We start from the raw sequence: 25,724 nt of genomic DNA on the forward strand, positions 1-25,724 counted from the left end.
TGGCTAGGAGGTGTCCGTGACTCGCAATCACGACAAGGAAAGATACGACCGCGCCAAACGTATCAGCCAACAGATGCTGGACGCTGAACGAGCCGAACGCGCCGAGAAGACGGCGCGGCTGAGACAAGCAAGGCTTGCACAGCATCTGGTGGAGTCGTCGCCGGCGCAACCGCAAATTCATCGAAATCCATTCAGGCTCTCAAAAAGAGAAGCCGTAAAGCGGCGCGGCGTTTAACTTCGACCAAGAGCGTCTATCAATACCAATCGCGAGCAATCGCGGGGACTTTGCATCTCCGCACCTCGCCATTAAAGCTGGGAGCGAAACCTGCTCGCAAAGTAGTCGGTGACCTTTTCGCTTAGCGGACGAGCTTGCCATTCTTCCACACTGACCTGCCTTGATCGTTTCAGGTCCTCGTTGAAAACGTCTATTTGCGTCCGCGCGAATTCCATGCCGTAGACATTCAGAGTGGCCTCATCGTTGAGGCGCAAGGAACGCTCATCCAAATTAGCCGAGCCAAAGCTCACCCAGACATCGTCGACGATCAAAAGCTTCGGATGGTACATTGTGGGTTGAAACTCAAAGATGCGCACACCGGCCTTGAGCAATTCGCCCCAGAAGTAACGTGAACCCTTTCGCACTATAGGCACATCCGTCAGCCAATTGGGAACGATGATATCGACCGAGACGCCTCGCCTCCTTGCATCAAGAATCTGCTGCAGGGCTATGTCGTCCGGCACGAAGTAGGCCATGCCGATGCGCAGATGGTCCTTGGCCGCGGCTATTGCCGCCAACATCATCAACTCCATGTTCTCCGAGCCGTTTGGCTGCGAAGAAAGTATTAGTTGGGCATCGAGCCCACCAGCGGGCGCAACTGCAGGGTAGAACTTCGCGCCCTGCAATGTCTCGCCGGTCGTCTCCAGCCAGTTTTCGGCGAACGCCGCCTGGAATGCGGCCACGGCGGGTCCTTCGATCCGGTAGTGCGTGTCGCGCCATTCATTTGAGTTGCGTGCGTTCCCGCGCCAATTATCGGCAATGCCGACCCCGCCAGTGAAAGCGACCCGGCCATCGACGATCAGCAGCTTGCGATGAGTTCGGTTGTTTACACGGTCCAACGTATACCAGCGTAGCGGCCGATAGCGTTCGAACCTCACACCGGCCGTGGTCATGATGTGGATCAAGTCCTCGTCGAAGGGAAGGCTGCCAACCCCGTCGACGTTCACGCGGACTTCGACGCCTTCGCTGGCCTTGGCCGCCAATGCGATTGCGAACTCGTAGCCGATGGCTCCCGACCAATAAATATATGTCTCGATGTCGACGCTGGATCGAGCCGCCCCGATTGCTTGCAGCATTGACGGAAATATTTCGTCCCCGTTGATGAGAGTTTGGACCGCATTGGAGCCGAACATCTGCCCTTGCGAATAGCTGCTCATCGTCTTGGAAAATTGGGGATCCGTAGCGTCGAACCGATGGGGAACGATTGATCGTAGAACGCGCGACTCTGGAGTGAGATTTATGATCAACACCGTGAGCAGGCTGGCGATGGTGGCAATGGCCAGATAGATGAGCACCTTTCGCCAAAGCTCAATACCGGAGGTCTTCTTGCGGGCGCCTGACGCAACGGAACCGAAAGGCTGCACGTCAATCGCCCCGCTGCCGGCGATGGCGATGTTTTTCGATCTCCTCGGGCTCTTCATCGTCGATCCGCGTGATGTTTGAAGCCGCGTGATCTGACCGCAGAATCTCGTCAAGCTTGGCGTGGATCGCTTGAGTGTCGCGGTGCTCCGCGCGCTGGATGAACAGCGTCATCGCCCAAGTAAACAATGTAGCGGCTCCATGCCAATCCAAGCTCTGTCGCTCGAAAATCATCCAAAGGATTGCATAGGCCAGCAACACCAGGAACGCTGCGGGACGGGAAGTCAATGTGCCGATTGAGGTAAGGGCGCTCGTGACCGGATGATTTGCCATTCCAAAGAACTCGCGGCAGTGCCCCTGGTTCCGCGGGGCATTATATCCCCCCGCCATGAATCAACAAAAGGTACAGTTGAGCAGCGCACGCTTTCCAGGTGTCCTGCGTCGGCCCTCCCACATGCCATCCGGCATCGAGAACGGTCTCGATTTGGATAGTCTCGCCAAGCGTTCGGTTCAGCAAACGCTCATATCGGCGACGAGGCGATTTGGATTCAGCCGCTTCGGCACCTGCGGTTGCGCTTGGTAAATTCTGCTGCACGTTGTGCCCCATCAATCGCGCCGCGAAGAGTTATAGTCGCTGGAGTATAGGGCTTCGCCGTCTACACCCTTGCGCGAAGGTTAAGCGATGAATGGGCCGTGGGGCGATCTTCACGCATGAACAACGGCCGAGTGCATCATAGTTTAATGACAGCTGGTGGGCTGTGCCGCATAAAGCCGTGGTCAGCGGCTGTGTAACGGGTTTCGCTGCTTGGAGCGACTATCGCACTCTCGCCCGTTTGGAGGAGCCTGATGCTTAACCGACCCATCCGCATGAACACAGAAGCTCTCTACCCCAGTGACCTGAATATCCTTCGCGCGGCATTTGACGCGCTGTGCCAGGAATTTGCCATTTTGCCTGACACGGCGGCGGCCTATGCCGTCGCAAGAGAGTTGATCAGGCTGTTCCAAACAGGAATGACGGAAGCGGCCAAGCTGATGATTGCCGTGCGCGCACGTTGGCGGGACGATTGGGAGATGGGACGCAGCAACGCTGCCTGACGTTGGATGGTCATGCGAACACCATCCGCTGCATCCTTTTCGACACCGCCGCGTTGACCGTCAAACCTGCCAGAAATGGCCGATCCGCTGGCACACCGACTGGAGCAACCGATGCCGAAATTTCGCTTCGAGTTTATCGAAGGCATGTCGCAGCCTGCAATCTTCGCCGATATGGCTGATCGAGATGAGGCTGTCAGGGAGGCGAAGCGCGTTGCCAAAGAGGCCATGCTCGACGGAATTGTCGACGGCGTGGACCCGACCAGTTGGGTGACGAAGGTTTACGATGAGGCAGGCTATCTCGTCGCCACTCTCGGATTCCAGGATCTGGTCGCCGCGCCCAAGGATACGGAAGAGTTCAAGGAAACAGAGGAGCCTGGCGTCTTACGGTCGGGTTGAAGTCTGGTGTCTACGCTGTTGCCATCGAGCCAGATGTCCCGAAGACCGCCCTTGGAACATCGCACGAACCAAATCGTTCGCCGGTGATGCGCCCAACCATGCACGATAGCCACGTCAGTCGACCGGCCGCCGAGACCCAAGATGTCCTGATCGTCGGAGGCGGGCCGGCAGGACTGACCGCCGCTCAATATCTTGCCCGTTTTCGCCATCGCGTGCTGGTGATCGATGCCGGCGATCCTCGTGCCGCCTTGATCCCAACGAGCCATAACTGTCCTGGCTTTCCCGAAGGGATAAGTGGAGCCGATATCCTGGATCGCCTTCGACGTCACGCCACCTTGTATGGAGCCACTCTGGTTGGAGGGCAGGTCTATTCCCTCGCCCCTGCCTATGGAGGGTTCGTCACTGAGACCTCGATTGGCGCAATCCGGACACGCAAGGTGTTTTTGGCGACAGGGATCACCGACACGACACCCGTCATTCCGCGTCTACGCGAGGCAATTGCCGCAGGTGTCATTCGACTCTGCCCAGTATGCGATGGGTATGAGGCGATCGACCAGAAGATTGCGGTCGTCGGGCACGACGTGAGAGCCTTGAAAGAGGCCATTTTTCTCAGTCGGTTTACACCGCTCATAACGATGCTTGGAAGCGACGCATCCGACTTTTCGCTCAGCACTCGTAGTGCGGCGAGGGCAAGAGGCATAGTCATCGGTGACGCTCTCGACACGCTCTGTCCGGCAGCAGACGGCTGCGAGGCGATTTTGAAAGATGGGACTTCATACCGCTTCGATTCCATTTATCTGGCACTCGGATGCAAGGTTCGTTCTCAACTCGCCGAGGCCGTTGGCGCAAGATGTTGTGAAGACGGCTATGTCACAGTCGACGAGCATCAGCAGACTTCCATCCACGGCATGTACGCCATCGGTGACGTTGTCAAAGCGTTGAACCAGATAGCCGTCGCTTTTGGACAGGCTGCCATTGCCGCGTCGCATGCCCATAGAGAGCTGGAGAGCGCCGAGCGGACTGGATTTGCAGATCAGCCTTCTCAATGAACATGAGACCACGCGGCTGATCGGGATGTCGGCCGCTTGACGGCGCGTCGGAACGTCTCGACCCCGGCCGACAAGAAGTTGCCGCGCCCTGCAATCGCAGCAGATGATCCCGCCAACAGTTACAGCCGCGGAACATTCACTGCGGCACGAGGTTTGGCTGCAGGCCTACAATCCTCCCTCATTGTCTGGGCCTTGAGGCTGCCGAAGCAGCTTCGGCCCGTCTCGGCTTTGTCCGGGGCGGGCTTTCCATCTCGGAAGAGGCTTTCCGGATGTAGTTGAGGCAGATCACGCCGTAGACCGATAAAAGGCCGTTGCTGGTTCGAGCGGACGCCATTTTGTTTGCCTCCCGAGAACACGTGGAACATTCTTTCTCGTCCAGCGTTAGCGCGCGCCGGACGACCTGTTCTGCGATCTCTTGCTGGCCGGCATCAGAGGTTGCAACCACAGCTTCAGCCCGCCTCGGCCCCTCTCGAGACGGGCGGCGCGCGGAGTTGAGATGCGATGCATAGAGACGCCTTCACGCCATCAGAACTTGCCCTACTCAGTCGCGTCTTCGCACGCAGCAAAATCAAAAACGAAACCGCAACCGAGAGGGAACGCCGGGCATCACGTATTCTGGCCTACTACCAGGCGGGGATCACGGACGAGGATGAGTTAGAACAGCTTTCTCGCCAACCGCTGGGAAGGTGACGATTAGTCTTCCTTCTTCAGAGCTTCCGCCTCGTCTTTGAGCTTCGGCCAATCGGCGCCGTGCTTGCGAAGCAGCGTTCGGGCCTGCTTGGGGTCAATGTCCGTGAGCTCGACCAGATGTTCGACCTCAAGTTCCTGGCCTTTCGCTACCCGGCTTGCTTCGTTCGCTTTTCGTTGCACTTCGACACCCACTGCTGAGACAACATGAACGAGCGCCGAAAGTGCGCGTTCCAGAACTTCATCAAAAAATACGCGACACCGATTAAAATCAGTCGGGTTGGGCCAAGTATCGGACGGGCCATGGCCTTCTGCTGTGCCTTGCCGATTTCTTCCCTGCGGGGAACCGAAGCTTGCCTGTAGGTCGCAAATGCGGCGACATCTTCGTGCGACTGTCCGATCACGCGGCGTTCGGGTTTATGTGCCGTCGCTCGGCAGCTTTCTGACGCGGCAAGTCCGGTGCGCACGTCACCTCATCAACTTGATCTGCAGCGAGATGCTCAGCCTCAGAATCCTGTCGCCGTTTTCGTTCCGCACTTCAACAAACACTTGCTGCCCGTCCACCTCAGTGAGTGCATCTCTCGTAAGGTCGATAAGGCCCTCGAAGCCCACGCGGCGCACCTCCTCCAAACCGGCACATTCGATGCCGATTTGGTCCTCGAAGACCAGATCGTGATCGCCACTATCAAAGAAAAATCGTGCCATGCGAGAGCTTCCGTCACCACTAAACTGCAGGGTTCCTTTGGTGCAGGTAGGTCGTGTCGAAATCACCTGCATGAGTGAGGCCAAGCCAATCCAGAACATGCACTCTTGATCCTGTGGTGGCGATGAGGCCTCTACGTCGAAGTTCCTGAAGCATTCGGTTGACGTGGACTGTGGACAAGCCCAATGCATCGCCAAGGGCTGCCTGGGTAATGGGAAGATCCGCGACGTGATCCTGGATGCGTCCAACCGAGCGCAAGCGAAAAATCAATTCGCACAATATGTGCGCCATGCGCGTGTATGCCTCGCGTCTTCCCACATTAGTGACCCATTCCCTGTAAATAGCTGCATCGATCAGGGTCGACCGCCAAAAAGCCGTCGCGATTCGAGGATGCTGTTCGCAAACGGCGCGAAGAGCGTCATGTCGTATGAAGCCCAGTCTAGCTGCTGTGAGGGTCGTAAAATTGCAATCCATGACCGACAGATGCAGTCCGTGCAGATCCGGAATATCCCCAGCCACAAAGAAGGATGTAATCTGGCGTTTGCCGTCGCCGGTAAGTTTGGTGGAACCGAGCAGGCCATCCAAAACGACAAACGAACTGACAGGACGGTCCCCCTCACGCACCAGGTCGTAGTTGGGCAAAAAATCCTTCTCCTGGATCGGGATGCTCTTCAAAACGTCGATGTCGGTCTGTCGAACATCCGAGATGCTCAGGAGTTTGCGGATAAGTACATCCGAGGATGAGGTGGGAGACAAATTTGCTACCTAGCTTATGTTATTTATCGAACTTGCATTCGCGCTGAAAGTTCCGTGACATTACAGAGCGGCGGCGGAGAACGGTGATTGGACCGCCGCACAATCGAACCCGCAGTTATGCCGCCCATAGGGGAGCCTGCGGAGCCACGCATTAACCTATGACATGGGCTGTGTTCGAAATTGTCGCTGAGAAAACCATTGGCGCCAATTCGGCAAGGCTTTGACGTCCGCAACGGAACATATGCCCCAACTGGCGCTACGAGGTTGTTCCGCCGAGACAATCTGCAAGCAACTTGGAGCGGCAATACAGCTCCTGGCGCTCCGCTAAGCTCCGCTATTTGAAACAGTGGCTGGCTCACGCACGAACTTCATCCGCGGCGGCACGGCGAATGCCGTGAACCGCTCAGCCAGTCTGTCGAGGGCTTGGCGCATGCCAACTCCCGCAGCTGGCGCTCCGTGTCCGCTGATCACCATCTGCGGCTTCAGCGCAGCCAGTTGTTTCACGGATTTTTCCGCCGCATCCCAATCCGGTGTGAAGTAGCGCGGTGGACCATGCATCTCCAAGTCCTGAACGGCGACTTCATAGACCGACTCCTGACCCGTGGTGATGAAGGCGTCCCCAGCGATCAGCGAGCGGTCTTCTTCGCGCCAGAGAGAGACATGCCCCGGCGCATGCCCGGGCGTGTGCAGCCAGCGCCATCCGGGCATGCCGGGGACCGATCCGTCGGCCGGCAAGAGTTGCAGGCGATCTCCGAGATCGATTGGGCCACGAGGAAAGAGTGGCGAAAGCAGCGCTATCAGGCCGCCCCCCACCCAAGGATCAGGCGGTGGATAGGACCCGGTTCCGTCCAAATAGGGACGCTCGAGCGGGTGCGCGAAAACGGGCGCATCCCATGTGCCGGCCAGATCCACAACCGCTCCCACATGGTCGAAATGGCCATGGGTCAAGATGATCGCGGCGGGCCGCGCGCCGGCTCCAAAGCGCTTTTCCGCGACCGCCAGGATGCTGCTTCGCGACGTCGGCAAACCCGTATCGATCAGGACCCAGTTTCGATCTCCGCTGCCGGGAGCGCCGAAGAACACGACATTCACAATTGTCAGCCGCAAATAGGCCAAATCCGGCGCGATGCTCCAGACGCCGTCGCCACGATCCTCGCGCCTGGCATGGTCGATGTCGGAAAGTCGAATCTGAACGGTCATGCTGTTCCCTGCCTCCGTTGTAACCGCTGGACAATCGATGACGGCTCGGTCCCGAACTTGCCTCGGCGCACCTTGTTCCCTGGCTCCTGTCTGCTCCACCGGCTCGGTGGGCTCGATCGGGGAACAAAGGCTCGACCATCCGGGTTTGGCCCTGAGTAATACACTGGACGATGGTGCAGCATGGCAAATGAGAAGGGGTTGCCGCATGAGCGAAGCAGCACAAAGCGATAGCGATGGCTTGACTTCGATTGCGGGCACGTCGGCGTTCGCCAGTTTTTTCATGGCTGGCTTTGAGTGCTCGTCGCACCGGCGCAAGGACGGCGTTCGCCTCGATCTTATCCGCGCGACGTCGCATTATTTGCATGCCCTGGGCGACTACCGCGGTTGCGCCGAACTCGGTCTTCGTACCATCCGCGACGGTTTGCGCTGGCACCTCATCGAAACCGCTCCTGGGACCTATGACTGGTCAAGCTGGACGCCGATGGTCGAAGCAGCGCAATCGGCAGGTGTCCAGGTCATCTGGGACATTTTCCACTACGGATCTCCAGACCACGTTGAACAGGGGTCGATGCATTTCATCGATGCCTATGCCTCGTTCGCTGCGGAAGCTGTGAGGGTCCATCGTTCAATCGCCGGTACAGCGCCTCTGTTGTGCCCAATCAACGAAATTTCGTTTTTCGCCTGGGCTGTTGAGGTCGGGTATTTCCCGCGCGTCGGCCCGAAGAAGCGGGGATGGTTCAAGCGGCACCTCGTGAAAGCTGCAATAGCTGGCGTTCGGGCAATGCGGGAGGTCGATCCCGCTTGCAGATTTGTCTGGGCCGAGCCGCTTATCCACATTGCTCCTCGCGACCGAACGCGGACCGAATGGCGCCGGGCCGAAAATGCCCGTCTCGGACAGTTCGAAGCTTACGACATGCTGCTGGGCCGGGCAGAACCAGAGTTGGGGGGCAGCGAAGATGTTGTCGATGTCGTTGGCCTGAATTTCTACCCACACAATCAGTGGTACCTAAACGGGCCGACGATTCCGATGGGGCATCACGAGTACCGTGCCCTATCGGAGATGCTGATTGAGGTCGCGCGTCGATACGGCAAGCCGATGTTCATCGCCGAGACCGGCTCCGAAGGATCGGGCGGGGCGGCTTGGCTCCATTATGTCTGCGACGAGGTGCGTGCCGCAATCGGTCTCGAAGCGCCGATCGAAGGTATTTGCCTATACCCGATAACCGCCTATCCGGGCTGGGACAATTCGCGGCATGCGGAAGTGGGATTGTTTTCGGTCATCCAGGCGAACGGCAGCCGACATGTCCGCACGCCCATCGCGGATGAATTGGCCCGCCAGCAAACTTTGTTCGCGGCGAACCCGACGCGTTAAATACATGAGCGGCACAAGGGACTGTTGCGAGCGCTGTTGGCGCCGCGTTGCCAAGCCCGATGCTCCCAAGTACGTCTAGGTGGGGGAGCTACAGCGCCCCTTCGGCCAACGACGCCTTCCTCGCGCTCGCCCATTCCGGGACGCTCTTTTGGATGCGGGCGAAAGTAGCCAGAGCCTGCCCGACCACTTGATCCATATTGTAGTAGCGGTAGGTTGCCAGGCGGCCGACAAACCACACGTCGGGACAGGTTGCGCCGAGCGCTTCGTAACGCTTGTAGAGCTCTTCGTTTTCGGCCCGCGGCACCGGATAGTACGGGTCCCCGATATCGGTGGGATATTCGTAGGTCAGGCTGGTCCGCGCGTTCTGCTGGCCGGTCAGATGTTTGTACTCGGTGATGCGGGTGTAATTTTCCGTCTGGGGGTAGTTGACGACGGCAACCGGCTGAAACTGCTCTTGGTCGAGGGTGACGTGCTCGAAACGGAGCGAGCGATAAGGAAGACGCCCGAGCTGCCAGCCGAAGTATTCGTCGATCGGGCCGGTATAGATCAGGTGGTTGAATGGTATCTCGTCACGAATTTCGCGGAAGTCGGTCTGCAACATGACCTTGATGTTCGGATGGTCGAGCATGCGTTCGAACATTCTCGTGTACCCGCCGGCCGGCATCTTCTGGAAGCTGTCGCTAAAATAGCGGTCATCGCGGTTGGTTCTGGTCGGCACTCGTGCCGTCACTGATTTGCTCAGTTGGCTAGGATCGACGCCCCATTGCTTCCTGGTGTAGCCACGGAAGAATTTCTCATAGAGTTCGCGTCCCACCGTGCTGACGACGACGTCCTCGGCCGTTCGTACGTCCTCTACGGTTTCGCGCCGCGACGCGAAGAACTCCTCCAACTGTGTGGAATTCAGGTCGAGGCCGTAAAGGCGATTTACCGTGTCGAGATTGATCGGGATGGGAAGCAGTTTCTCATCCACGGCCGCCAGCACCCTATGCTCGTATGTGCGCCATTCCGTGAACTGCGAGAGGTAGTCCACGATCGACTGGCTGTTGGTGTGAAAAATATGTGGCCCATAACGATGGATGAGGATGCCGGCCTCATTATAGCAATCATAGGCGTTGCCGCCGACATGGCTGCGGCGGTCGACCAGGAGAACACTTTCGTGGCGCTGGGAGGCTATCCTTTCAGCAAGCACGCTGCCGGCAAATCCCGCGCCGACGATCAGCCAATCGAACATGGCTATGCACTCCTGCGGAGAGGGATGACCTTCTTACCTCGATAGGCACGCTCGATGTGAGCGGTCATGCCACTCCATGTCTTTTGCCAAGACATGTCCGCAAGATAGGCGTCGACTTGCGGCAGGAACGTCTCACGAGGTCGCAATAGAATGGAGCGCAGCTTGATTTCCAGATCGTCACTGTCGGCGATTTCCACCAGTCCAGCAGCGCCGTAGCTGCGCACAACGTCAACGATTGCCGTCGAGATCACCGGGAGACCGGCCGCTAGGAACTCTGGCGTCTTGGTCGGACTGATGAAGCGGGTCGCTTCGTTGAGTGCAAACGGCATCCAACCGGCATCCCAATGGCGCATATAGTGGGGCAGGTCGCAGTAGGCCTTCGCGCCCAACCAATGCAGGTTTTCGGCTCTGGGCAGGGTTGCGGGGTCGATCTTGACGACCGGGCCAAGCATCACGAAATGCACGTCCGACATAGTCTCCGCCGCCTGCGCTACGAGCTCGACGTCCAGCCGCTCGTCGATAACTCCGAAATATCCGACCCTCGGATGAGGAATGCCGGCCTGGTCGGTTGGCTCCTTTCCTGGGCGTCTCGCAGTGTGAAAGTGCTTCACATCGATGCTGCTAGGAAAAGGGAAGATCGCGTGATGCAGGTGACGCTTGGTCTCGAACAGGCTTAGGCCTCCGGTGAAAACGAGATCGGCGCGGCGCAGCAGGGCCTTTTCCATCTGCCCCAGCTCGGGCGGCGCATTCTTGAATGCGGAGAGTTCGTCCATGCAGTCATAGATGCATATGTCTGGGTCGAGGTGCTCGGTGAAGCGCAGAGCCATCGGCGTGTAGTACCAAGCGATCAACCGGCTGTGCGGCATTGAAGCTATGATCTGCTGGACAAATCTCCGCTGGACGGCATCTGCTTTCGCGGCCGACATGCCGAGCGGAAGCACTGGCGTCACAATTAGAATGCTTGGCGCTGCCTCGCTCGTCCGCATCAGCGGCTGTGGCAGGTCTTCGAAAACAGGCTCTTCGAAGTAGACCACTCTCTGCTGCATGGAGGCGAGACTGAGGATATGTTGCGGGCGTTGATGAACGAAATTCCACCGCAAATGGGAGAAGCAAACCAGTAGATTTTCCCTGCCAGCGCGGTTACTGGCGACTGCCCCACCCAAGGCTGCTTCCATTGAAGATTTCCTTCCTTTAGTCTGTCGTTTATGTTCCGACTAACATTTGTTAGTCGCGGACGGGAGAGAACTAAACTTCGTTCCCGTCTCCTAACTTTCAACGAGGTGAGTTGTTCCAAGGTGAAATGGAGCGCCTTCAGTCGCCGCTCGATAGACGAAAACGAGATCCGCTCGCTGAGTCGAGAACGGCTATCGTGTGTCGGCGGGCTTTGAGGCGCGGGGCGACTGGGGAATGCTGGTGGAGAACGGCATTGCCGTATTTGCGTTGAACTTGTCGGCTATAAAATGTGCAGAACATCACGTTGATTCGCCTGCACGACTGGCGATTCGGTTTTGGCAGGGCAAGATTCCGGGGCTGATATGAAGATCGACTTTGCGACCAATGTTTTTCCGCTGTTTCATCCGCAAAGCGTCGATGATCTCAAAGACCCGTGCCCTGTCTTCGATGGCAGTCTGTGGCACGTCTTCGGCTCAAGTGGCACGGTGACCACCGAGACGTGGAGGATCCTTCATGCCACGGCGCCCGATCTCTATGGACCGTGGACCGAGCATCCGCCGATCGAACTTCCTATCAACGGGAGTGGTGTTGCGGCTCCCGGCGTCATCCACGAAAGCGGCGTCTTTCATATGTTCATCCAGACCGAGTTCATGAAGTCTGGCGGCCGGTGCGAGCACGCGGTTTCCAATGACGGATTCCAGTGGGTGGTTCTCAGCCCGGCGATCCTTGCCATCCCGGACACCGAGGAGGACGGCATTTACGATCCGCATCCCGCAGTTATTGGCGGCAAGCGCTACCTCGTCTATTCCGCGATGCCAAAATTCACCAGGGTGCCGCAACCCGACATCTACCTCGCACGGAGCCAATCCGACTCGTGGTTCGGTCCCTGGAAGCGGATCGGCAAGATCCTCGACCATAATGATGTCCCTCACCATAATACGAGAGAGGATCCCGACTATGAATGGGGCATAGAAGGCGCACAGCTGGTCGAGTTGCCGGACGGTCGGGTGCTTCTCAATGCCACTTGTTTTCTGCCGAATGGACTTCGGGGGAACCGGCAACGCGTGTTCTTCGCTATCGCTGATGACGTTGCTGGACCTTACGTATCGATCGGCCCGGTGCTGGAGCCAGGCCAGCCGGGAGAGAACGGCCACTCGACGGTGATGATCGAAGGCAGCCAACTATCGTTGTTTTACCAAAGCCGGGTCGCCACGACCGATCATCGGTGGCGCTACGGCCTGGCCAGATGCGACGTCGCCCTGTTTTCCAAGGTCGCATGATCCCCGGTGCCAATGGGCACCCACGGCGTAGACCGACTGGACGGCTCGCATTGCGCAATGAGCTTCCGTAGCTCGAGACGTTCCGTCGGGAAGCCTGCCGGAATTAAACGTTCCTCCTACGGAACAATGCGTCCGAGCTGAGGTTCGGCTGACTTCAAACCAGGAGTCAGCCATGTATTACACCGACAAGAAATTGCAGTACCCGGTTCGTGTGGAAACGCCGAATCCAGTCTTTGCCCGCGCGTTGCAGCAGGCCATAGGTGGAGTAGAAGGCGAGATCCGCGTCGCCTTGCAGTATTTCTTCCAGGCATGGGGATGCCGCGGACCGGCCAAATACCGCGACCTGTTGTTGAACACGGCGACCGAGGAACTCGGCCATATCGAAATGCTGGCGACTGCGGTCGCCCTCAATCTAGAGGGTGCACCACTTTCGCTGCAGGAGGACATCTCGTCGGACACGGTCGGCGGCTCGGTCCTCAACGGGATGAACTTCCGCCATATCTTGTCGACCGGCCTGGCCGCACTGCCTGAAAACGCCAACGGCGTTCCCTTCAATGCTTCGCATGTCTATGCCAGCGGCAATCTTGCCGCGGATATGGTCGCAAACGTCACCGCGGAAGGAAGCGGCCGCGTACTGGCTACCCGCCTGTACAACATGACCAACGATCCCGGCATGAAGGACATGCTGTCCTTCCTTATTGCGCGCGACACCATGCATCAACAGCAGTGGCTCGCGGCGATCGAAGACATGGGCGGATTGAACGCGTCTCTGCCGGTCCCCAACTCCTTTCCGCAGGAGAAGGAGCATCAGGAGGTATCCTATGCCTTCATCAATTGCTTCGTCGAAGGTGTCGAACCAGCGCGGGGACGTTGGAGCGAAGGACCGTCGATAGACGGAAGGGGCGAGTTCTCCCTTGTTGCCGCTGCGCCAATGGGCGAGGAGCCCATGCTTTCGCCGCCAAGGCCAAGTTCAGGCGCCCAGAGCGAGCAGTTGATCGACAGGCAGGCAGCCGAATAGGCTGTCTTAGCAATACCGAAGGCTGCCGGCACTGGCTGTCTCCCCCTTGGCGCTTCTCGCTGACTCGGCCGCACCCGGTTATATCGGCCAATTGGCGCTGTGTACGAGAGACAGCGCAGCTCATTCGTGTTGGTGTGTGCCTGACGAGCTCTCCATTTTCAGCTTAGCTATAAATGCTTCACCTAATGGAACATCGGAGGTTCCACGAAGTTGGGAGCCACGGAGGACGTGCACATGAACAGTGTTATCTATCTTATCGGCCTTATCGTTGTCGTGCTCGCGGTCCTCTCCTTCCTCGGTCTTCACTAGGTGGCCCATGCAGCGTGAGAACGATCAGGGCGGACAGCCCACCGATTTTGACAAGGCGAAAAGCGACGTTTCCGACAGGCTTCGCCTGGAACAAGAACGTGCCAGCGAGTTGCTCCACGACGCGCGTGACACGGTGACCCGTAAGGCTGGCGACTATGCATCTGAAGCCAGGGATGTCATTTCCGACAAGGCGGAGGAAGCTCAGCGCGACATCGGATCGAGTTTGGCGGCGCTGGGCGGCGCACTGCGCGCGGCCAGTGACCATCTGGCCAACAACGATGAAAGGAACGCATCGAAGTTCGCATTGGATGCCGCCGGTGGCTTGGAGCGGCTTTCATCGTCATTGAAACAGAAGCCGTTCGGCCAGGTCCTGGAGGACGTGCAGTCCTTTGGCCGGCAAAATCCCGGTGTCTTGCTTGCCGGATCGGTATTGGCCGGATTGGCTCTCGGGCGGTTCATCAAGGCTTCTCCGCCGGCGGGTCCTGAAGCAGCTCAGGGAGCGTCGGGAGACATCACGTCCAGCCAGGCCGCCGATTGGTCCGCCGACAGTTCCCAGAATTTCGACCTTCTCGGCGAGGATCCGGCCACTCAGAATGCGGAGCAAGACAGATGAGCACACAGGACAATACCAGCCTTGCCGGGCTGGTGACGGACCTGGCCCAGAACGTCACCACGCTTGTGCAAACCGAAGCCAGGCTGTTTCGGGCAGAGCTCTCTGAAAAGCTTACCAAAGCCGGAGCAGGTGCCGCGGAAGTACTGGGCGGCGCGATCTGCCTGCTCGCCGCGCTATTGGTGTTGCTGCAGGCACTCGTTATCGCACTGACGCGGGCAGGGCTTGGCGCGGGGTGGTCTTCCCTGCTGGTCGGTGTGGTCGTGGCGGTCCTCGGCGTCATCCTGCTGCGGACCGGGATGGCCAGCATGGCGCCTTCGGAACTTACCCCCGACCGGACCCAGGAACAGCTCAAGCGCGATGCGAGCGTGATCAAGGAACAGGTGAGATGAAAGAGAAATCCGCAGCCGAACTTGAACGCGAGGCAGAGGCAGCCCGCGCCCGGGTGATGGAGACCGCCGAATCTATTCGAGGCAAGATGACGCCCGGACAATTGCTGGATGAGTTCACCGGGCTGTTCTCGGGAGGGGAGAGCTCGGCCATACTCAGCAATCTCAGGACGCAGGTCCGAGACAATCCTTTGCCGGTCACCATGGTGGGCGCGGGTCTGGCTTGGCTAATGTTCGGCAGCGGTACCTCAAACATGGCCCACGGTTCGGCTGGCTACCCATTGCCTCCAGCGCCGGGACGACATGATGAAGGGGAGCGCGGCGGCTTCGGCGGCACGCTCTCCGATGCCGCGGATTCGCTCTCATCGAGCGCTACCAGCGTCGGCGATACCATATCGGGCACCGCAAGGGCCGCTGCGGCGGGTCTGACGGGAAGCGCTGCCAATGCAAGCTCGATGACTGGTGACATGGCGGCGAAAGCCAGCCGCTCCGCGCAAGATCTGTTGGAAGACCAACCCTTGGCCGTAGCGGCCGTCGGTCTCGCCATCGGCGCCGCTATCGGTGCAATGCTGCCGCATACCACAACGGAGGATGAGCAACTAGGCGCCTTTGGTGACAAGCTTCGCGATACTGCCGGAACCATGCTGGACAGGGGTCTCGATGAGGCCAAGCAGGCCGCCGCCGACGCCTATGAAACCATCAAGCAGGAAGCTGGCCGGCAACATATGGAAGCAGACACGATGGCCGATCAGCTCGGCGAGATCGTGAAGTCCACAGCAGACAAAACCGAGCACGCCGTGCGTGAACGGATTTCCGATCCGTCTCAGGGTCAAACCTAGCTTGAATGATCCTGGATCAACGATAGTCGGTCTCTTCAGAAGGGCCGGCGTTGTTGTTCAGACGATGAACCGCTAAGATCATTTTAGAGCGTAGAGGTAGGCCGCGATATCGCGCGCCTGCTGCTCCGTGATCCGTGTCGATGGCATGGCCGTGTGCGGATCGATTTCCCTGGCCGATCGTATCCAGCGGATCAGGTTCTCTGGATTGTTGGCCAGCCCGCCGCCGATAAAGACGCGGCCAGCAAGACTGGCATCCAGGCGAGGACCCACCTGCCCTTGCGCGCCCGGCACGCCCGTTATCGTATGGCAGCCGGAACAGCCATTCGCAGTCATGATCGGCAAGGCCCTCGCAGTGTCACCGCCCGTGGCCGCCTCCGCCTCGTGGCGGACGCGCGCGGCCCGATCGGACCACCAAGTCATTCCGGCCACGGCCGCGACGAGCAGCACTAGCGCGGCGATGACCGCGCCAAGCAGTTTAGACAAGCTCGTACGCATGCGCCGCCTCCCTCCTTCCGCTCGCCTTGATCCACAACGCGGCCAGCAGCAGAGCTGCGCCGCCATATATCAATCCAGCCGGAACCCACATCACCAGCCCGGCAAGTTGCTGGTCCTCCAGGGGGCTCAAATTCCACAGTGCCGCTCCTACGGCGTTATCCGGGTACCAGAGGCGTGGCGAGAGCAACAGGAGGACGCCGAGCAGCCCGGTATGCAGCGAGGTGACAAAGAGGTGCATCACTGCGCTCCCATAGGCATGCTGGCGGCCGGGACGCGGCAAGAGGACCCACCAGAACAGCAGCCCTGTTCCGAAGAAGCTCGCGTGCTGTGCATAGTGCAGCACGCCGCGTTCGAGCGCGGCTTCGAATAACACCGGAATGTGCCAGATCCATATGGCTATGCCGTGGATAATGGTCGCCATGAACGGCCGCGTTGCGAAAGCCCAGACCGCCTTCAGCCAATTGGCGTGCCCGGCAATTCCCAGAATGCGCCGGAACCGGGTGGGTAGGCCCCACATCAAGGCAGCAGCCGGGCAGGCAGAGACCAACAGCGGCGCCGCCACGGCCATCAGCAGTTCATGCTCGATCATATGCGCCGCAAAGACCTGCTCGCCGAGCATATGAATCGGGCTGACCAATGCGGCTGTCAACACGCCCCATCCGGCCGTGAACAGCAGAGCCTGGCGCAGCCGCAACGTCCTGCCGCGGCTGCTGCGCCGCCAAAGCCGGCTCGCGCCAACGACATATATCAAGGCAAGCACGGCGAGTGGCAGGGTGATGGGCAGCGCGAGCGTCCACCCGGCCCCGGGCGCGCCGGCGCCGTAGCAGATGGAAGTAGGGAACAGCGCGTCCAGGTTCATCGCAGGCACTCATCCAGGATCAGCGCCGCGCTGCCTTGCATGAGGATCACAAGCGCAAACAGCAACGCCGACAACATCCCGAGATTGGCGACGAAGCGCTCTGTGCCGCGCGTACGCTCCGGTTTGAATCCGGCACCGCCTCGCCGCTTCGCCCGCCACGACAGCGCCCCGCCGAGCAGCGACAACAAGACGAGCAGCAGCGCCACGGGAAGCACGACCGGCACCTGGCGGTTGCATTGCCAAGGCACCAGCGCATAATTCAGCTGTGTCGAGACCGCCCAGGCCAGCGGACCTGACAGAAGACCACCCCAAGACGTTCCCAACCGCAACGCTCGCATCTCAGCCTAGCCTCGGCGCCCAATAGATGAGCACGTAGATCGGGATCCAGGTCAGGACCACGAAATCCCAGTAGAAGACATTGTCGCCGACATCGCCGAAGCGCCGGCCGCTATAGCCGTGGCGCGTGAACATCAGCACTGTCAGCACGATGGTGTCGCCGACATCTGTTATGAGGTGCGTGGTGTGCAGGCCAAGCAGCACCCAGAGCATCGATCCATAGGCGTTAGTGTCCCAATAGATGTTGAGGGCGGCGAATTCGAACCAGCGCACAACGAGCGGAGCGATGCCGAGCAGCGACATGACCAACAGGCCGATCCGCACCGGAACAATGGAGCATTGCTTGGCATAGCGGTGCAGGATGTGGTTGGGCACAAGGCTGACGACAAACAAAATCGTGACGATCGTCCCGGGCCAATGGTTCGGCTGCGGTGCGCTGAGCGGCCATGCTGGCCATGACAGCGCAAGGTAGAGATACGCGCCCGCCGCCAGCGCGAAACCGGTGCCTTCGAGCGCCATGAAGCCCAGCGTGCCCCACCAGGTCGGGCTATGCGGACCATGCCCGAAGGTCGGCAGTCCTGAAAGATCGGCGGCAACTCGATGCTTCATTCCTGGTCCTCCGGATCGCCCTTCGGCCAGAACCAACCGATCAACGTGATGGCGATCGGCGCGGCGCCCCAGACGATGGCCCAAGGCGTAAAAATCGAATAGAGAAACGTACCACCGACGGCGAGCGCCGCGAAAAGAGGCCAGATCGACGGTGTGGCCGATTTCTCACGAATGTCGGGATGAGCTTCCGCCACGGTGGAGATGAGGAGCTCGCGCGCATCGACGCGGAGCCCGGTCGCTACAGGGAGCGTCTCGCGCTCGGCCCAGAGCGGCTCGATATGGGTGACGATGGGAATGCGTGCGAAATTATAGCTCGGCGGCGGCGAGGATGTTGCCCACTCCAAGGTTCCTGCGTCCCACGGATTGTTGCCGGCCGAGGTGCCTTTCAACGCGCCATGCACAAGATTGAAAGTGAACAGGACAAAGCTCAGGAAGAAGAGCAGCGCCCCTGCCGAGATGAAAAGGTTGATGTTGCCCCAGCCAAGCTCGGCCGGATAGGTGTAGACCCGTCGTGGCATGCCCCATAGGCCGACGAGATGCATCGGGAAAAAGGCCGCATTGAACCCGATGAAGGCCAGCCAGAAATGGCACCGCCCAAGGCGTTCGCTCATCATGCGGCCGGTGATCTTCGGGAACCAGAAATAAGCCGCGCCAAGCAGCGGGAACACCGAGCCGCCGATCAGCACGTAATGGAAGTGCGCGACGACGAAATAGGTGTCGTGCACCTGAAGATCCAGTGGCACCGAGGCGAGCATGACGCCGGTTAGCCCGCCGATGACGAAGATGAAGAAGAAGCCGAAGACAAACAGCAGCGGGGTCCGGATCACCGGTCTGCCATCCCATAATGTTGCCAGCCAGCAGAAGATCTGCACGCCGTTCGGAATGGCGATCATCATGCTGGACGCGGTGAAGAAGCTTGCGCCGAGCTTCGGCAATCCGGTGGCGAACATGTGATGGACCCAGAGCCCGAACGACAGGAGGCCGACAGCGAAGAGTGACAGGACAAGCCCGAGATGGCCGAATGTCGGTCGCCTGGCGAAAGCGGGGATGATCGAAGAGACCATGCCCGTCGCCGGCAAGAAGATGATGTAAACTTCCGGATGGCCGAAGAACCAGAAGAGATGTTGGAACAGCAGAGCATCCCCACCTTCCGCCGGGTTGAAGATGTGCGTGCCGACCAGGCGGTCAAGGATCAGGAAAGTCGAGGTGATCATCACCGCCGGCATCGCGAAGACGACGACGAAGGAAGTGACCAGCATCGCCCAGACATAGAGTGGGATCTTGTCCAGCGACATGCCGGGGGCTCGCTGCTTGAACACGGTGACGATGGTCGCAACCGCGACGGCCAATGACGACACTTCGGTATAGGTGATCATCTGCGCCCAGACATCGGCGCGCTTGCCCGGTGCGAATTCGGGGCCGGACAGCGGCACGTAAGCGAACCAGCCCACATCAGGAGCCATGTTGAGGGCAAAGGACACCCAGGCGAAAGCGCCGCCCGAGACGTAGATCCAATAGCTGAACGCGTTCAGGCGCGGAAACGCGATGTTGCGGGTGCCCACCATCAGCGGCACCAGGTAGATCCCGGTCGCCTGCACGATGGGCACGGCGAACAGAAACATCATCGTAACGCCATGCATGGTGAACAGCTGGTTGTAGAGGTCGGGCCCGATCAGGCCGCGTTGCGGTCCCGAAAGCTGGATACGCATGGCGACAGCGTTGAGACCGCCAAGACCAAGGAAGACGAAAGCGGTGATCAAATAGCGTCGTGCGATTACCTTGTGATCGACGCTCGAGAGCGCTCCGACGATGCCGGACGGCGTCCGCCAGGTGCGCTCGAGCCAGCGATGCAGGCTGGCATCATCCATGCCCGTATCGCGGGGGCCGTCACGTTCGGGAGCAAGGTCGCCCTTGGCGGGGTCTGGTTCCGGGATGTGGCGGTCGCCTGTGACATCGGCGCTGCTCATTTCAGCCCCTCGAGATAAGCGACGATTGCGTTGAGCTCGTCGCCGTTGAGATCTGCCACTGGCATGTGGGAACCCGGCTTGATGCCTTGCGGGTCGGCTATCCAGGCGGCGAGATTGCCGCGGCTCATCGTCAGCGTTCCGGCCGCCAATGTTTTCCGGCTGGCGATGTGGGTGAGGTCGGGAGCCACCGTTCCGCCGGCCGGCGTTCCCCCGATCCTGTGGCACATCACGCAGGGGCGTTTGAGGAACAGGTCCGCGCCGGCCTTGGCTTCGCCGCTCGCCGGCGCGCCGGCCGGCTGCAACTGGTCGTTCAGCCAGGCATCGAATTTCGGGCGCGGCTCGGCGATGATGAAGGTGCCCATATTGGCGTGCTGCGCACCGCAGAATTCAGCGCATTGACCGCGGTAGACGCCCGGCTTGTCCGCCTTGATATCCAGCACGTTCATGTGGCCGGGGATAAGATCGAGCTTGCCGGCCAAGCTTGGGATCCAGAAGGAATGGATCACATCGGTCGAGGTCAATAGCAGCCGCACCGGCTCGCCGGCAGGGATATGGATCTCTTTTGCCGTCGTGAGGATGCGGCTCGGCGTAGCATCCTCGTAGCGCAACTCCCACCACCACTGGTGCCCGGTCACCCTGATTGTCAGCACAGCCTCCGAGCCGATCGCAGCCAGCGTCCTGTTGGCGAAAAAGCTTAGCAGCGTCAGTCCGATCAGGATGATGGCGGTCAGTCCGACGGCGGACGCGACCACGCGCATCTTGCGGCGTTCGGCCGCTTCGTCGAGTAAGAGGGGTTCATCGCCGGGACGCGATCGCATAACCAGCGGTGCTGCGAGCGCGATCATCACCAGCACCCACACAACCGCGCAAAGCGCGGTGAAGAACCAGATCAGCCAAGCCAACTCGCCGGCTGCGGGGCCTTTCGGATCCAGCGCCGACTGCCAGCCTGCGCATCCCTGCAGAAGAAGCAGGACACAGAGGGCGAAGGTCATCGAAGCCGGGCGTTTCACGGTGATTTGCCCAGTGTCGCGGCATCCGGCAGGCGGTTTTCCGAGGGATGCACCATCATGCCGTCATTGCGTTGCGGCGCGGCGGAGGAGGGCGCGTTGCCGCCCAGTGCACGCACATATGCCGCCAGCTCCCATATCTGGTCGTCGGGTATCTTCTGGCCGAAGCTCGGCATCCCGTTCGGCCTGCCGTCGCGGATCGTGGCGTGGATGCTTTCGATCGAGCTGCCGTAGAGCCACTTCTCGTCCATCAGCGCCGGGCCCATGCCGCCACCGCCATTGGCATGGCAGCCCGAGCAGTTGAACCAGTTGAACAGGCGTTTGCCCTCGCTCATGTGGAAGGCGTTGGCCTCGAAGCTCGCCGCCTTGTTGTCGGTGGGGGAGGGGCGCTGTCCGCCCGGCTCCAACGTGGTCACAGGCGTCGGCTGCTCACCTGAGCCGAGCGCCGATTGCGGTTGCGTGTCGCGCTCCTCGCGCTGGCAGGCGACCAGGGTCAGCGTCAAGGGCAGTAACAACGCCAGAGCGTGCCTCATCGCGCCGGACTCCCGGCCATGTCCAGACGCGGTACGCCGTATTGTGCCAGAACCGCGTCGATCTCGGCCTTGTGTCTGGCAAGCGCGCTATTCACATCGCCACGCAGCGCATCGTCCTCGCGCCGAACACCCATTGAGATGTCGTACATTAGCGGCAGTTGCGGTCCGTCGATGCGAGGCGTGACCGGCGTGATCCGGAGCGACACCTTTTGCCTCTGGGCGAAATAGCCGGCGAGCGGACCCCAGACCACGGCAAGATCGATCTCGCCGTTCGCGACAGCTTCGACGATGCGCGCCGGAGGGTTGGGAGCGGAGTAGTCGCCATAGACGGGGTAGCCGATGAGGTGCCCGACGATGCCGCGGCGGCCAAGCGCCTGGACAGGCGGCGAGTTGGCGCCATCGTCGCCGATGAGCTGAACACCGATACGCAATTCTTGCAACCGCAGGTCGTTGAAGGAGGTCACGTCCGGGCCGTCCTGGCGGGTCACGAAGACATAGGACGAACGGTAGTAAGGCGTGGTCGTGCGCAGCATTTCGAGATTGGCAGGCGTGCCGGGCACGAGATCGCAAAGGCCTGCCTTCAGCGTGTTACGGATGAAGCCACGGCGCTGCGCCCACCAAGTATACGTCAGCTTGGCGCCGAGATCAGTGGCGATAATTTCCGTGATCCTGTTCTCGAAGCCTTGACCGGCCGCGTTGGAAAACGGCATGTTGTTCGGGTCGGCGCACACTCTCAACTCACGTGGATTGGCAATAGCCGGCAAGAGCAACAAGGCGAGCCCGGCCATGCCGATGGCCACCCGTTGGAACGCCTTTCGCGCCGGACGTACGGTCAAGTCCAATCCATCAAGGCAGCCGGAACACATAAAGCGTGCCTCCCGCCGTGGTAGCGTTCTTTAGATCCTTCATCGCGTTGACGAAGCCAAGTGCCGCGGTGGCATCGCGTGGGTCGAGGTCGCCGGAAACGATGGCACCGGCCCAGCCACCGACGCCTGACAGAGTTGCGACATATTGGTGCCCATCGGGGCCGCGATAGGTTATCGGCTGGCCGATGATGCCGGACGATGTCTTGAATTGCCAAAGGAGGTCGCCAGTCCTGGCGCTGACCGCCTTGAACCAGCCTTCCATGGTGCCGTAAAAGACGACATCGCCGGCAGTGACGACGGTGCCGCTCCACACCGGAAAGTTCTCCTTCAGGACCCAGGCCGGCTTGGCGGCGGCAACATCCCAGGCGGTGAAGGCACCACGATTGCCGCCCGGCCCGGGGATCATGCGTACGTTCATGCCGACATAGGGCGTGCCTGCGATGTAGTTTACCTCGACGCCTTCTTCATCCATGCAGAGATTGTTGTGGGGGATGTAGAGCAGGCCGGTCTTCGGCGAAAAGGCCGATGGCTGCCAGTCCTTGAGGCCGGACGCTGTCGGGCAAATGTCTCGCACCACCTTGCCGGTGCCGGTTCTCTTGTCGGGGTTTGCAATCAGCCGGCCGGTCTTCAGGTCGACGCCCTTGCTGGAATTGACCGGGCCATAGGCTGTGGCCGACAGCACCTCGCCAGTGGTTCGATCGAGGATATAGAGGTAGCCGTTGCGTTCCGGTCGGACTAGGACCTTGCGCGGCTTGCCTTGCCAGGTCATGTCCAGAAGGATCTGCTCGTTGATGCCGTCATAGTCATGGAGGTCATGCGGGCTCCACTGATAGAACCACTTCGCCGCTCCGGTATCGGGATCACGCGCGAAAATACCGGACGTCCATTTGTTGTCGCCTGGCCGCAAATCCGGATTCCACGGTCCTGGATTGCCTGTGCCGTGGAAGATCAAGTTCAAGTCCGGATCGTAGGAGATCCAGCCCCACATATTGCCGCCGCCGATCTTCCAGGCTTCGGGCGGCCATGTCGTCACGCCAAGGTCTGTGCCCTTGTCCATGTCATAGTGGGGCTTGAAGTCCGGGCCGATCAGCACATCCTTGTCGGGTCCAGTGCCATAAGCCGTCCAGACAACATGCCCGTTTCCGGCATCCAGCGCCTTCACCCAGCCGCGGACGCCCATTTCGCCGCCGGAATTGCCGACCAGAACTTTTCCCTTCACCACCAGCGGCGCCATGGTGATTGTCTCGCCGATGTTGATGTTGCCGATATGAGCGTTCCAGATCGGCTTGCCCGTATCGGCATCGAGCGCGATCGTGTGGCCGTCCAGCGTGTTGAAGAAGATGCGCCCGTCGGCGAAGGCCGCGCCGCGGTTGACGACATCGCAGCAGGCCACCCCTTGTGCCGCCGGCTCGGGGTTGGGCTCGTACTTCCATTTCATCGGCGCGCCTGGCCTGGAGAGGTCAAGTGCGTAGACGATGTTGGGAAAGGGCGTGACGATGTACATGCTGCTGCCGACAACCAGCGGCGCTGCTTCCTGGCCCTTGTTCACGCCGGTCGAGAAGGTGAAGGCGACCTGCAGGTTCTTGACGTTGCCTTCGTTGATCTCGGTCAGGTCGCTGAAGCGGGTCGACGCGTAGTTCTTGGCCGGCATTGTCCATTGCCCGTCATCGGGTGGCGCGGCCGCGGCGGGCGGCGCAATAGCCGCCGCCGATGGGGGCTCCGAGGCACCGCTCAGGAATGGGCCGCATGCCAGCAGCATCACCGGGAGTATGCAGGTGCGAAAAGAATTCCAGGTCGCCAATGCGCGGGCGCCTTGTCCTGCGTCAACGCGCGCCGGTGCCGGGTGCAGCATGCCTTTCATTTGTGGATCGAGCCTCCCACGCCGGCGCCGAGCTCCGCCGCGATGTCAGCCTCGGTGCCGGCACAAAGCGGATGACCCCAGCCCGAGGCGCTTTTGCCGCCGGGATCGAGATCGTAGACGATGGCGTCCTTGCGATTGGGATTGACCCCGGCGGGAACCTTGTCGAGGCCGAGCGCCGCGCGAACACGCCAGGCGACATTGTGATCGGCGCATGAGGAATCTCCGGAAACCCCGATCCCTCCGACGATGCTCTTGCCGTCATAGAGGGCAAGTCCGCCGCCAAACACAACGACGCCTCCAATCGGCTTGCCGACGAGGGGATCGCTGGCGCTTCCGAACGTTTTGGGATCGCCCGCATAGGCCGCGGCCTGGTTGACCGGATTGGTCTCCTGCAAGCCGAAAAGCGGCCCGCCCGGCTGCGCCCCCGCGTAGAGATTGGCCGTCGATAGGGCCATCTGCGCCAGGCTGAGTCCATTGGCCGTGTTGGCCTTCTCTGCCGCGACGAGGCGACTGCCTGGCCATTGCGAATCGGCGGTGGGACCGCTGAAAGCGATCGCGCATACGGCGCCGTCGCGGGCGACGATAGCGGCCCATTCGTTGGTCTCAAAGCCACCGTTGGCAGGTCCGCCGCTTGCTTTCACATTGGCCTTGAGGACAGCGAGCAGCTTATCGTGGTCGGCCGGGCAGGGCGCCTGTGCCATGGCTTGGCCCTGTGGGAACAGGCCACCCGTCAACAACACCAGACCAAAGGCTGATAGCAAAAGCTGACAGCGATACATTGTCCTGCCCATTCGTTCGAGCATCAAAGAATCCCGGAGCACTCTGGCAGACTGGAAATGCGAGAATGAAGCCGTGATCCAATGCCGTCGGTATTTAACTTGGGCGATGCAGCTATGTTCCTGCTTCTGCAAAAAATTGCGCAGCCCCCTCGTACGCCGATGCAAGTTGCCATCTGTCCGTGTCGCCGGCGGAATATCCGCGGCGAGATTGTGCTGCCTGCTGTGATACATATTGTGATACAAACAACACCCCGCAGGAAGGAAAAACGTGACAAAAACAGTTGGTTGATGGGCGAACTGATCCCAGCCAACGGTACCACCGGCTTTCCTCATAAAGCATTGGATTTAGTGGAAATGATCGCCCTCCGTTGCAGGAAGCGGTCGGGATCATGCTGCCCAGAGAGGTCAGGGATCACGGAAGGCGTGTGGTTCTCCGTATACCAGCCGTGACGGAGGAGAACGAACGGCAGACCCGAGGTCCGCAACGCAGCTCGACCTTTTGCAACGCTGCGCTGAAGCGCTTGAGGGGTTTGAGCTATGGCGTTCCGGATGGGTGTCGCATCGGCCCGAACTGCGAGGTCGATCCTGGCTGCGTAAATTAAACTCGTTGACGATGTCCGCTTCTGGCTGTTGGGACGCTTGGTCTTATCGTCCAACTGGGGATCGTATGGA

28 protein-coding genes are annotated in these 25,724 nt (G+C 60.1%); 10 read left to right on the forward strand and 18 right to left on the reverse strand.

Annotation, left to right across the window (positions count from 1 at the left end):
• The first annotated feature begins 16 nt into the window (after positions 1-16).
• Entirely contained in the window at positions 17-235 is a 219-nt protein-coding gene (locus tag NKH97_RS03900) for a hypothetical protein (protein WP_352630710.1), read from the forward strand.
• Between the two features lie 71 nt (positions 236-306).
• Here NKH97_RS03900 and NKH97_RS03905 read toward each other — a convergent pair whose 3' ends face one another.
• Both NKH97_RS03905 and NKH97_RS03910 read right to left on the reverse strand, forming a co-directional pair.
• On the reverse strand, positions 307-1,695 hold the full coding sequence (locus NKH97_RS03905) for a phospholipase D-like domain-containing protein (protein ID WP_352630707.1): 1,389 nt from the start codon (positions 1,693-1,695) through the stop codon (positions 307-309).
• Complete coding sequence (locus NKH97_RS03910; RefSeq protein WP_352721459.1) at positions 1,640-1,966, reverse strand: low affinity iron permease family protein; 327 nt, start codon at positions 1,964-1,966, stop codon at positions 1,640-1,642. The genes NKH97_RS03905 and NKH97_RS03910 overlap by 56 nt, the downstream gene beginning before the upstream one ends.
• A gap of 513 nt (positions 1,967-2,479) precedes the next feature.
• Here NKH97_RS03910 and NKH97_RS03915 point away from each other — a divergent pair.
• The 3 genes from NKH97_RS03915 (at position 2,480) to NKH97_RS03925 (ending at position 4,173) form a co-directional block, all read left to right on the forward strand.
• Positions 2,480-2,728, forward strand: coding sequence for a hypothetical protein (locus NKH97_RS03915; RefSeq protein ID WP_352630703.1), 249 nt, complete (start codon positions 2,480-2,482; stop codon positions 2,726-2,728).
• Between the two features lie 111 nt (positions 2,729-2,839).
• The gene (locus NKH97_RS03920) at positions 2,840-3,124 is read left to right on the forward strand and encodes a DUF6894 family protein (protein ID WP_352613335.1); all 285 of its coding nucleotides are present in this window, start codon (positions 2,840-2,842) and stop codon (positions 3,122-3,124) included.
• Entirely contained in the window at positions 3,121-4,173 is a 1,053-nt protein-coding gene (locus NKH97_RS03925) for an NAD(P)/FAD-dependent oxidoreductase (RefSeq protein WP_352795485.1), read from the forward strand. The genes NKH97_RS03920 and NKH97_RS03925 overlap by 4 nt, the downstream gene beginning before the upstream one ends.
• 836 nt (positions 4,174-5,009) lie before the next feature.
• Here the strand turns inward: NKH97_RS03925 and NKH97_RS03930 are convergent.
• From NKH97_RS03930 to NKH97_RS03945, 4 genes are all read right to left on the reverse strand, one after another.
• On the reverse strand, positions 5,010-5,327 hold the full coding sequence (locus NKH97_RS03930) for a hypothetical protein (protein WP_352630699.1): 318 nt from the start codon (positions 5,325-5,327) through the stop codon (positions 5,010-5,012).
• A gap of 1 nt (position 5,328) precedes the next feature.
• Entirely contained in the window at positions 5,329-5,565 is a 237-nt protein-coding gene (locus NKH97_RS03935) for a DUF6894 family protein (RefSeq protein WP_127296098.1), read from the reverse strand.
• Between the two features lie 19 nt (positions 5,566-5,584).
• Positions 5,585-6,319 (reverse strand): Crp/Fnr family transcriptional regulator, encoded by a 735-nt coding sequence (locus NKH97_RS03940; RefSeq protein WP_352677659.1) that lies wholly within the window; start codon positions 6,317-6,319, stop codon positions 5,585-5,587.
• 324 nt (positions 6,320-6,643) lie between these two features.
• A complete protein-coding gene (locus tag NKH97_RS03945) occupies positions 6,644-7,519 on the reverse strand; it encodes an MBL fold metallo-hydrolase (protein ID WP_128305823.1) in 876 nt (291 codons plus the stop codon).
• A gap of 205 nt (positions 7,520-7,724) precedes the next feature.
• On the opposite strand from NKH97_RS03945, the gene NKH97_RS03950 reads away from it, so the two are divergent.
• On the forward strand, positions 7,725-8,891 hold the full coding sequence (locus tag NKH97_RS03950) for a beta-glucosidase (RefSeq protein ID WP_128305822.1): 1,167 nt from the start codon (positions 7,725-7,727) through the stop codon (positions 8,889-8,891).
• 88 nt (positions 8,892-8,979) lie between these two features.
• Here the strand turns inward: NKH97_RS03950 and glf are convergent, their stop codons facing one another.
• Both glf and NKH97_RS03960 read right to left on the reverse strand, forming a co-directional pair.
• Entirely contained in the window at positions 8,980-10,122 is a 1,143-nt protein-coding gene (gene glf, locus NKH97_RS03955; RefSeq protein ID WP_352613341.1) for a UDP-galactopyranose mutase, read from the reverse strand.
• Positions 10,123-10,124: 2 nt separating this feature from the next.
• Positions 10,125-11,297: a glycosyltransferase family protein gene (locus NKH97_RS03960; protein ID WP_023811918.1), complete on the reverse strand. Its 1,173-nt coding sequence runs from the start codon at positions 11,295-11,297 to the stop codon at positions 10,125-10,127.
• Between the two features lie 360 nt (positions 11,298-11,657).
• On the opposite strand from NKH97_RS03960, the gene NKH97_RS03965 reads away from it, so the two are divergent.
• The 5 genes from NKH97_RS03965 to NKH97_RS03985 all read left to right on the forward strand — a co-directional run bounded on the left by NKH97_RS03965 (position 11,658) and on the right by NKH97_RS03985 (position 15,740).
• A complete protein-coding gene (locus NKH97_RS03965; protein WP_352442897.1) occupies positions 11,658-12,575 on the forward strand; it encodes a glycoside hydrolase family protein in 918 nt (305 codons plus the stop codon).
• A 172-nt stretch (positions 12,576-12,747) separates the two neighbouring features.
• Positions 12,748-13,593, forward strand: coding sequence for a manganese catalase family protein (locus NKH97_RS03970; RefSeq protein ID WP_023811920.1), 846 nt, complete (start codon positions 12,748-12,750; stop codon positions 13,591-13,593).
• A gap of 316 nt (positions 13,594-13,909) precedes the next feature.
• Positions 13,910-14,515 (forward strand): hypothetical protein, encoded by a 606-nt coding sequence (locus NKH97_RS03975; RefSeq protein ID WP_352442895.1) that lies wholly within the window; start codon positions 13,910-13,912, stop codon positions 14,513-14,515.
• Positions 14,512-14,904 carry a phage holin family protein gene (locus NKH97_RS03980; protein ID WP_352442894.1) on the forward strand — a complete coding sequence of 131 codons (393 nt, stop codon included), beginning with the start codon at positions 14,512-14,514 and terminating at the stop codon, positions 14,902-14,904. Before NKH97_RS03975 ends, NKH97_RS03980 begins: the two co-directional genes overlap by 4 nt.
• Positions 14,901-15,740 carry a hypothetical protein gene (locus tag NKH97_RS03985; protein ID WP_352442893.1) on the forward strand — a complete coding sequence of 280 codons (840 nt, stop codon included), beginning with the start codon at positions 14,901-14,903 and terminating at the stop codon, positions 15,738-15,740. The genes NKH97_RS03980 and NKH97_RS03985 overlap by 4 nt, the downstream gene beginning before the upstream one ends.
• Before the next feature lie 78 nt (positions 15,741-15,818).
• On the opposite strand, the gene NKH97_RS03990 is transcribed toward NKH97_RS03985, so the two are convergent.
• The 10 genes from NKH97_RS03990 to NKH97_RS33285 form a co-directional block, all read right to left on the reverse strand.
• Complete coding sequence (locus NKH97_RS03990) at positions 15,819-16,235, reverse strand: c-type cytochrome (RefSeq protein ID WP_352442892.1); 417 nt, start codon at positions 16,233-16,235, stop codon at positions 15,819-15,821.
• Entirely contained in the window at positions 16,216-17,094 is an 879-nt protein-coding gene (locus NKH97_RS03995; protein ID WP_352442891.1) for a cytochrome c oxidase assembly protein, read from the reverse strand. The genes NKH97_RS03990 and NKH97_RS03995 overlap by 20 nt, the downstream gene beginning before the upstream one ends.
• Positions 17,091-17,300, reverse strand: coding sequence for a hypothetical protein (locus tag NKH97_RS04000; RefSeq protein WP_352442890.1), 210 nt, complete (start codon positions 17,298-17,300; stop codon positions 17,091-17,093). The genes NKH97_RS03995 and NKH97_RS04000 overlap by 4 nt, the downstream gene beginning before the upstream one ends.
• 133 nt (positions 17,301-17,433) lie before the next feature.
• Complete coding sequence (locus NKH97_RS04005) at positions 17,434-18,039, reverse strand: cytochrome c oxidase subunit 3 (RefSeq protein WP_352775747.1); 606 nt, start codon at positions 18,037-18,039, stop codon at positions 17,434-17,436.
• Positions 18,036-20,006 carry a cytochrome c oxidase subunit I gene (gene ctaD, locus NKH97_RS04010; protein ID WP_352442888.1) on the reverse strand — a complete coding sequence of 657 codons (1,971 nt, stop codon included), beginning with the start codon at positions 20,004-20,006 and terminating at the stop codon, positions 18,036-18,038. The genes NKH97_RS04005 and ctaD overlap by 4 nt, the downstream gene beginning before the upstream one ends.
• Entirely contained in the window at positions 20,003-20,998 is a 996-nt protein-coding gene (gene coxB / locus NKH97_RS04015) for a cytochrome c oxidase subunit II (protein WP_352795595.1), read from the reverse strand. The genes ctaD and coxB overlap by 4 nt, the downstream gene beginning before the upstream one ends.
• 14 nt (positions 20,999-21,012) lie before the next feature.
• Positions 21,013-21,546: a c-type cytochrome gene (locus NKH97_RS04020; protein ID WP_352775188.1), complete on the reverse strand. Its 534-nt coding sequence runs from the start codon at positions 21,544-21,546 to the stop codon at positions 21,013-21,015.
• On the reverse strand, positions 21,543-22,412 hold the full coding sequence (locus NKH97_RS04025) for a substrate-binding domain-containing protein (protein ID WP_352775185.1): 870 nt from the start codon (positions 22,410-22,412) through the stop codon (positions 21,543-21,545). The genes NKH97_RS04020 and NKH97_RS04025 overlap by 4 nt, the downstream gene beginning before the upstream one ends.
• Complete coding sequence (locus NKH97_RS04030) at positions 22,393-24,273, reverse strand: methanol/ethanol family PQQ-dependent dehydrogenase (protein ID WP_352775182.1); 1,881 nt, start codon at positions 24,271-24,273, stop codon at positions 22,393-22,395. Before NKH97_RS04030 ends, NKH97_RS04025 begins: the two co-directional genes overlap by 20 nt.
• Positions 24,270-25,385, reverse strand: coding sequence for a heme-binding protein (locus tag NKH97_RS33285; protein WP_502895870.1), 1,116 nt, complete (start codon positions 25,383-25,385; stop codon positions 24,270-24,272). The genes NKH97_RS04030 and NKH97_RS33285 overlap by 4 nt, the downstream gene beginning before the upstream one ends.
• Positions 25,386-25,724 lie beyond the last annotated feature (339 nt).

This window comes from Mesorhizobium sp. M0870 (assembly GCF_040319775.1).
In the GTDB taxonomy this organism is placed as follows: Bacteria; Pseudomonadota; Alphaproteobacteria; order Rhizobiales; family Rhizobiaceae; genus Mesorhizobium.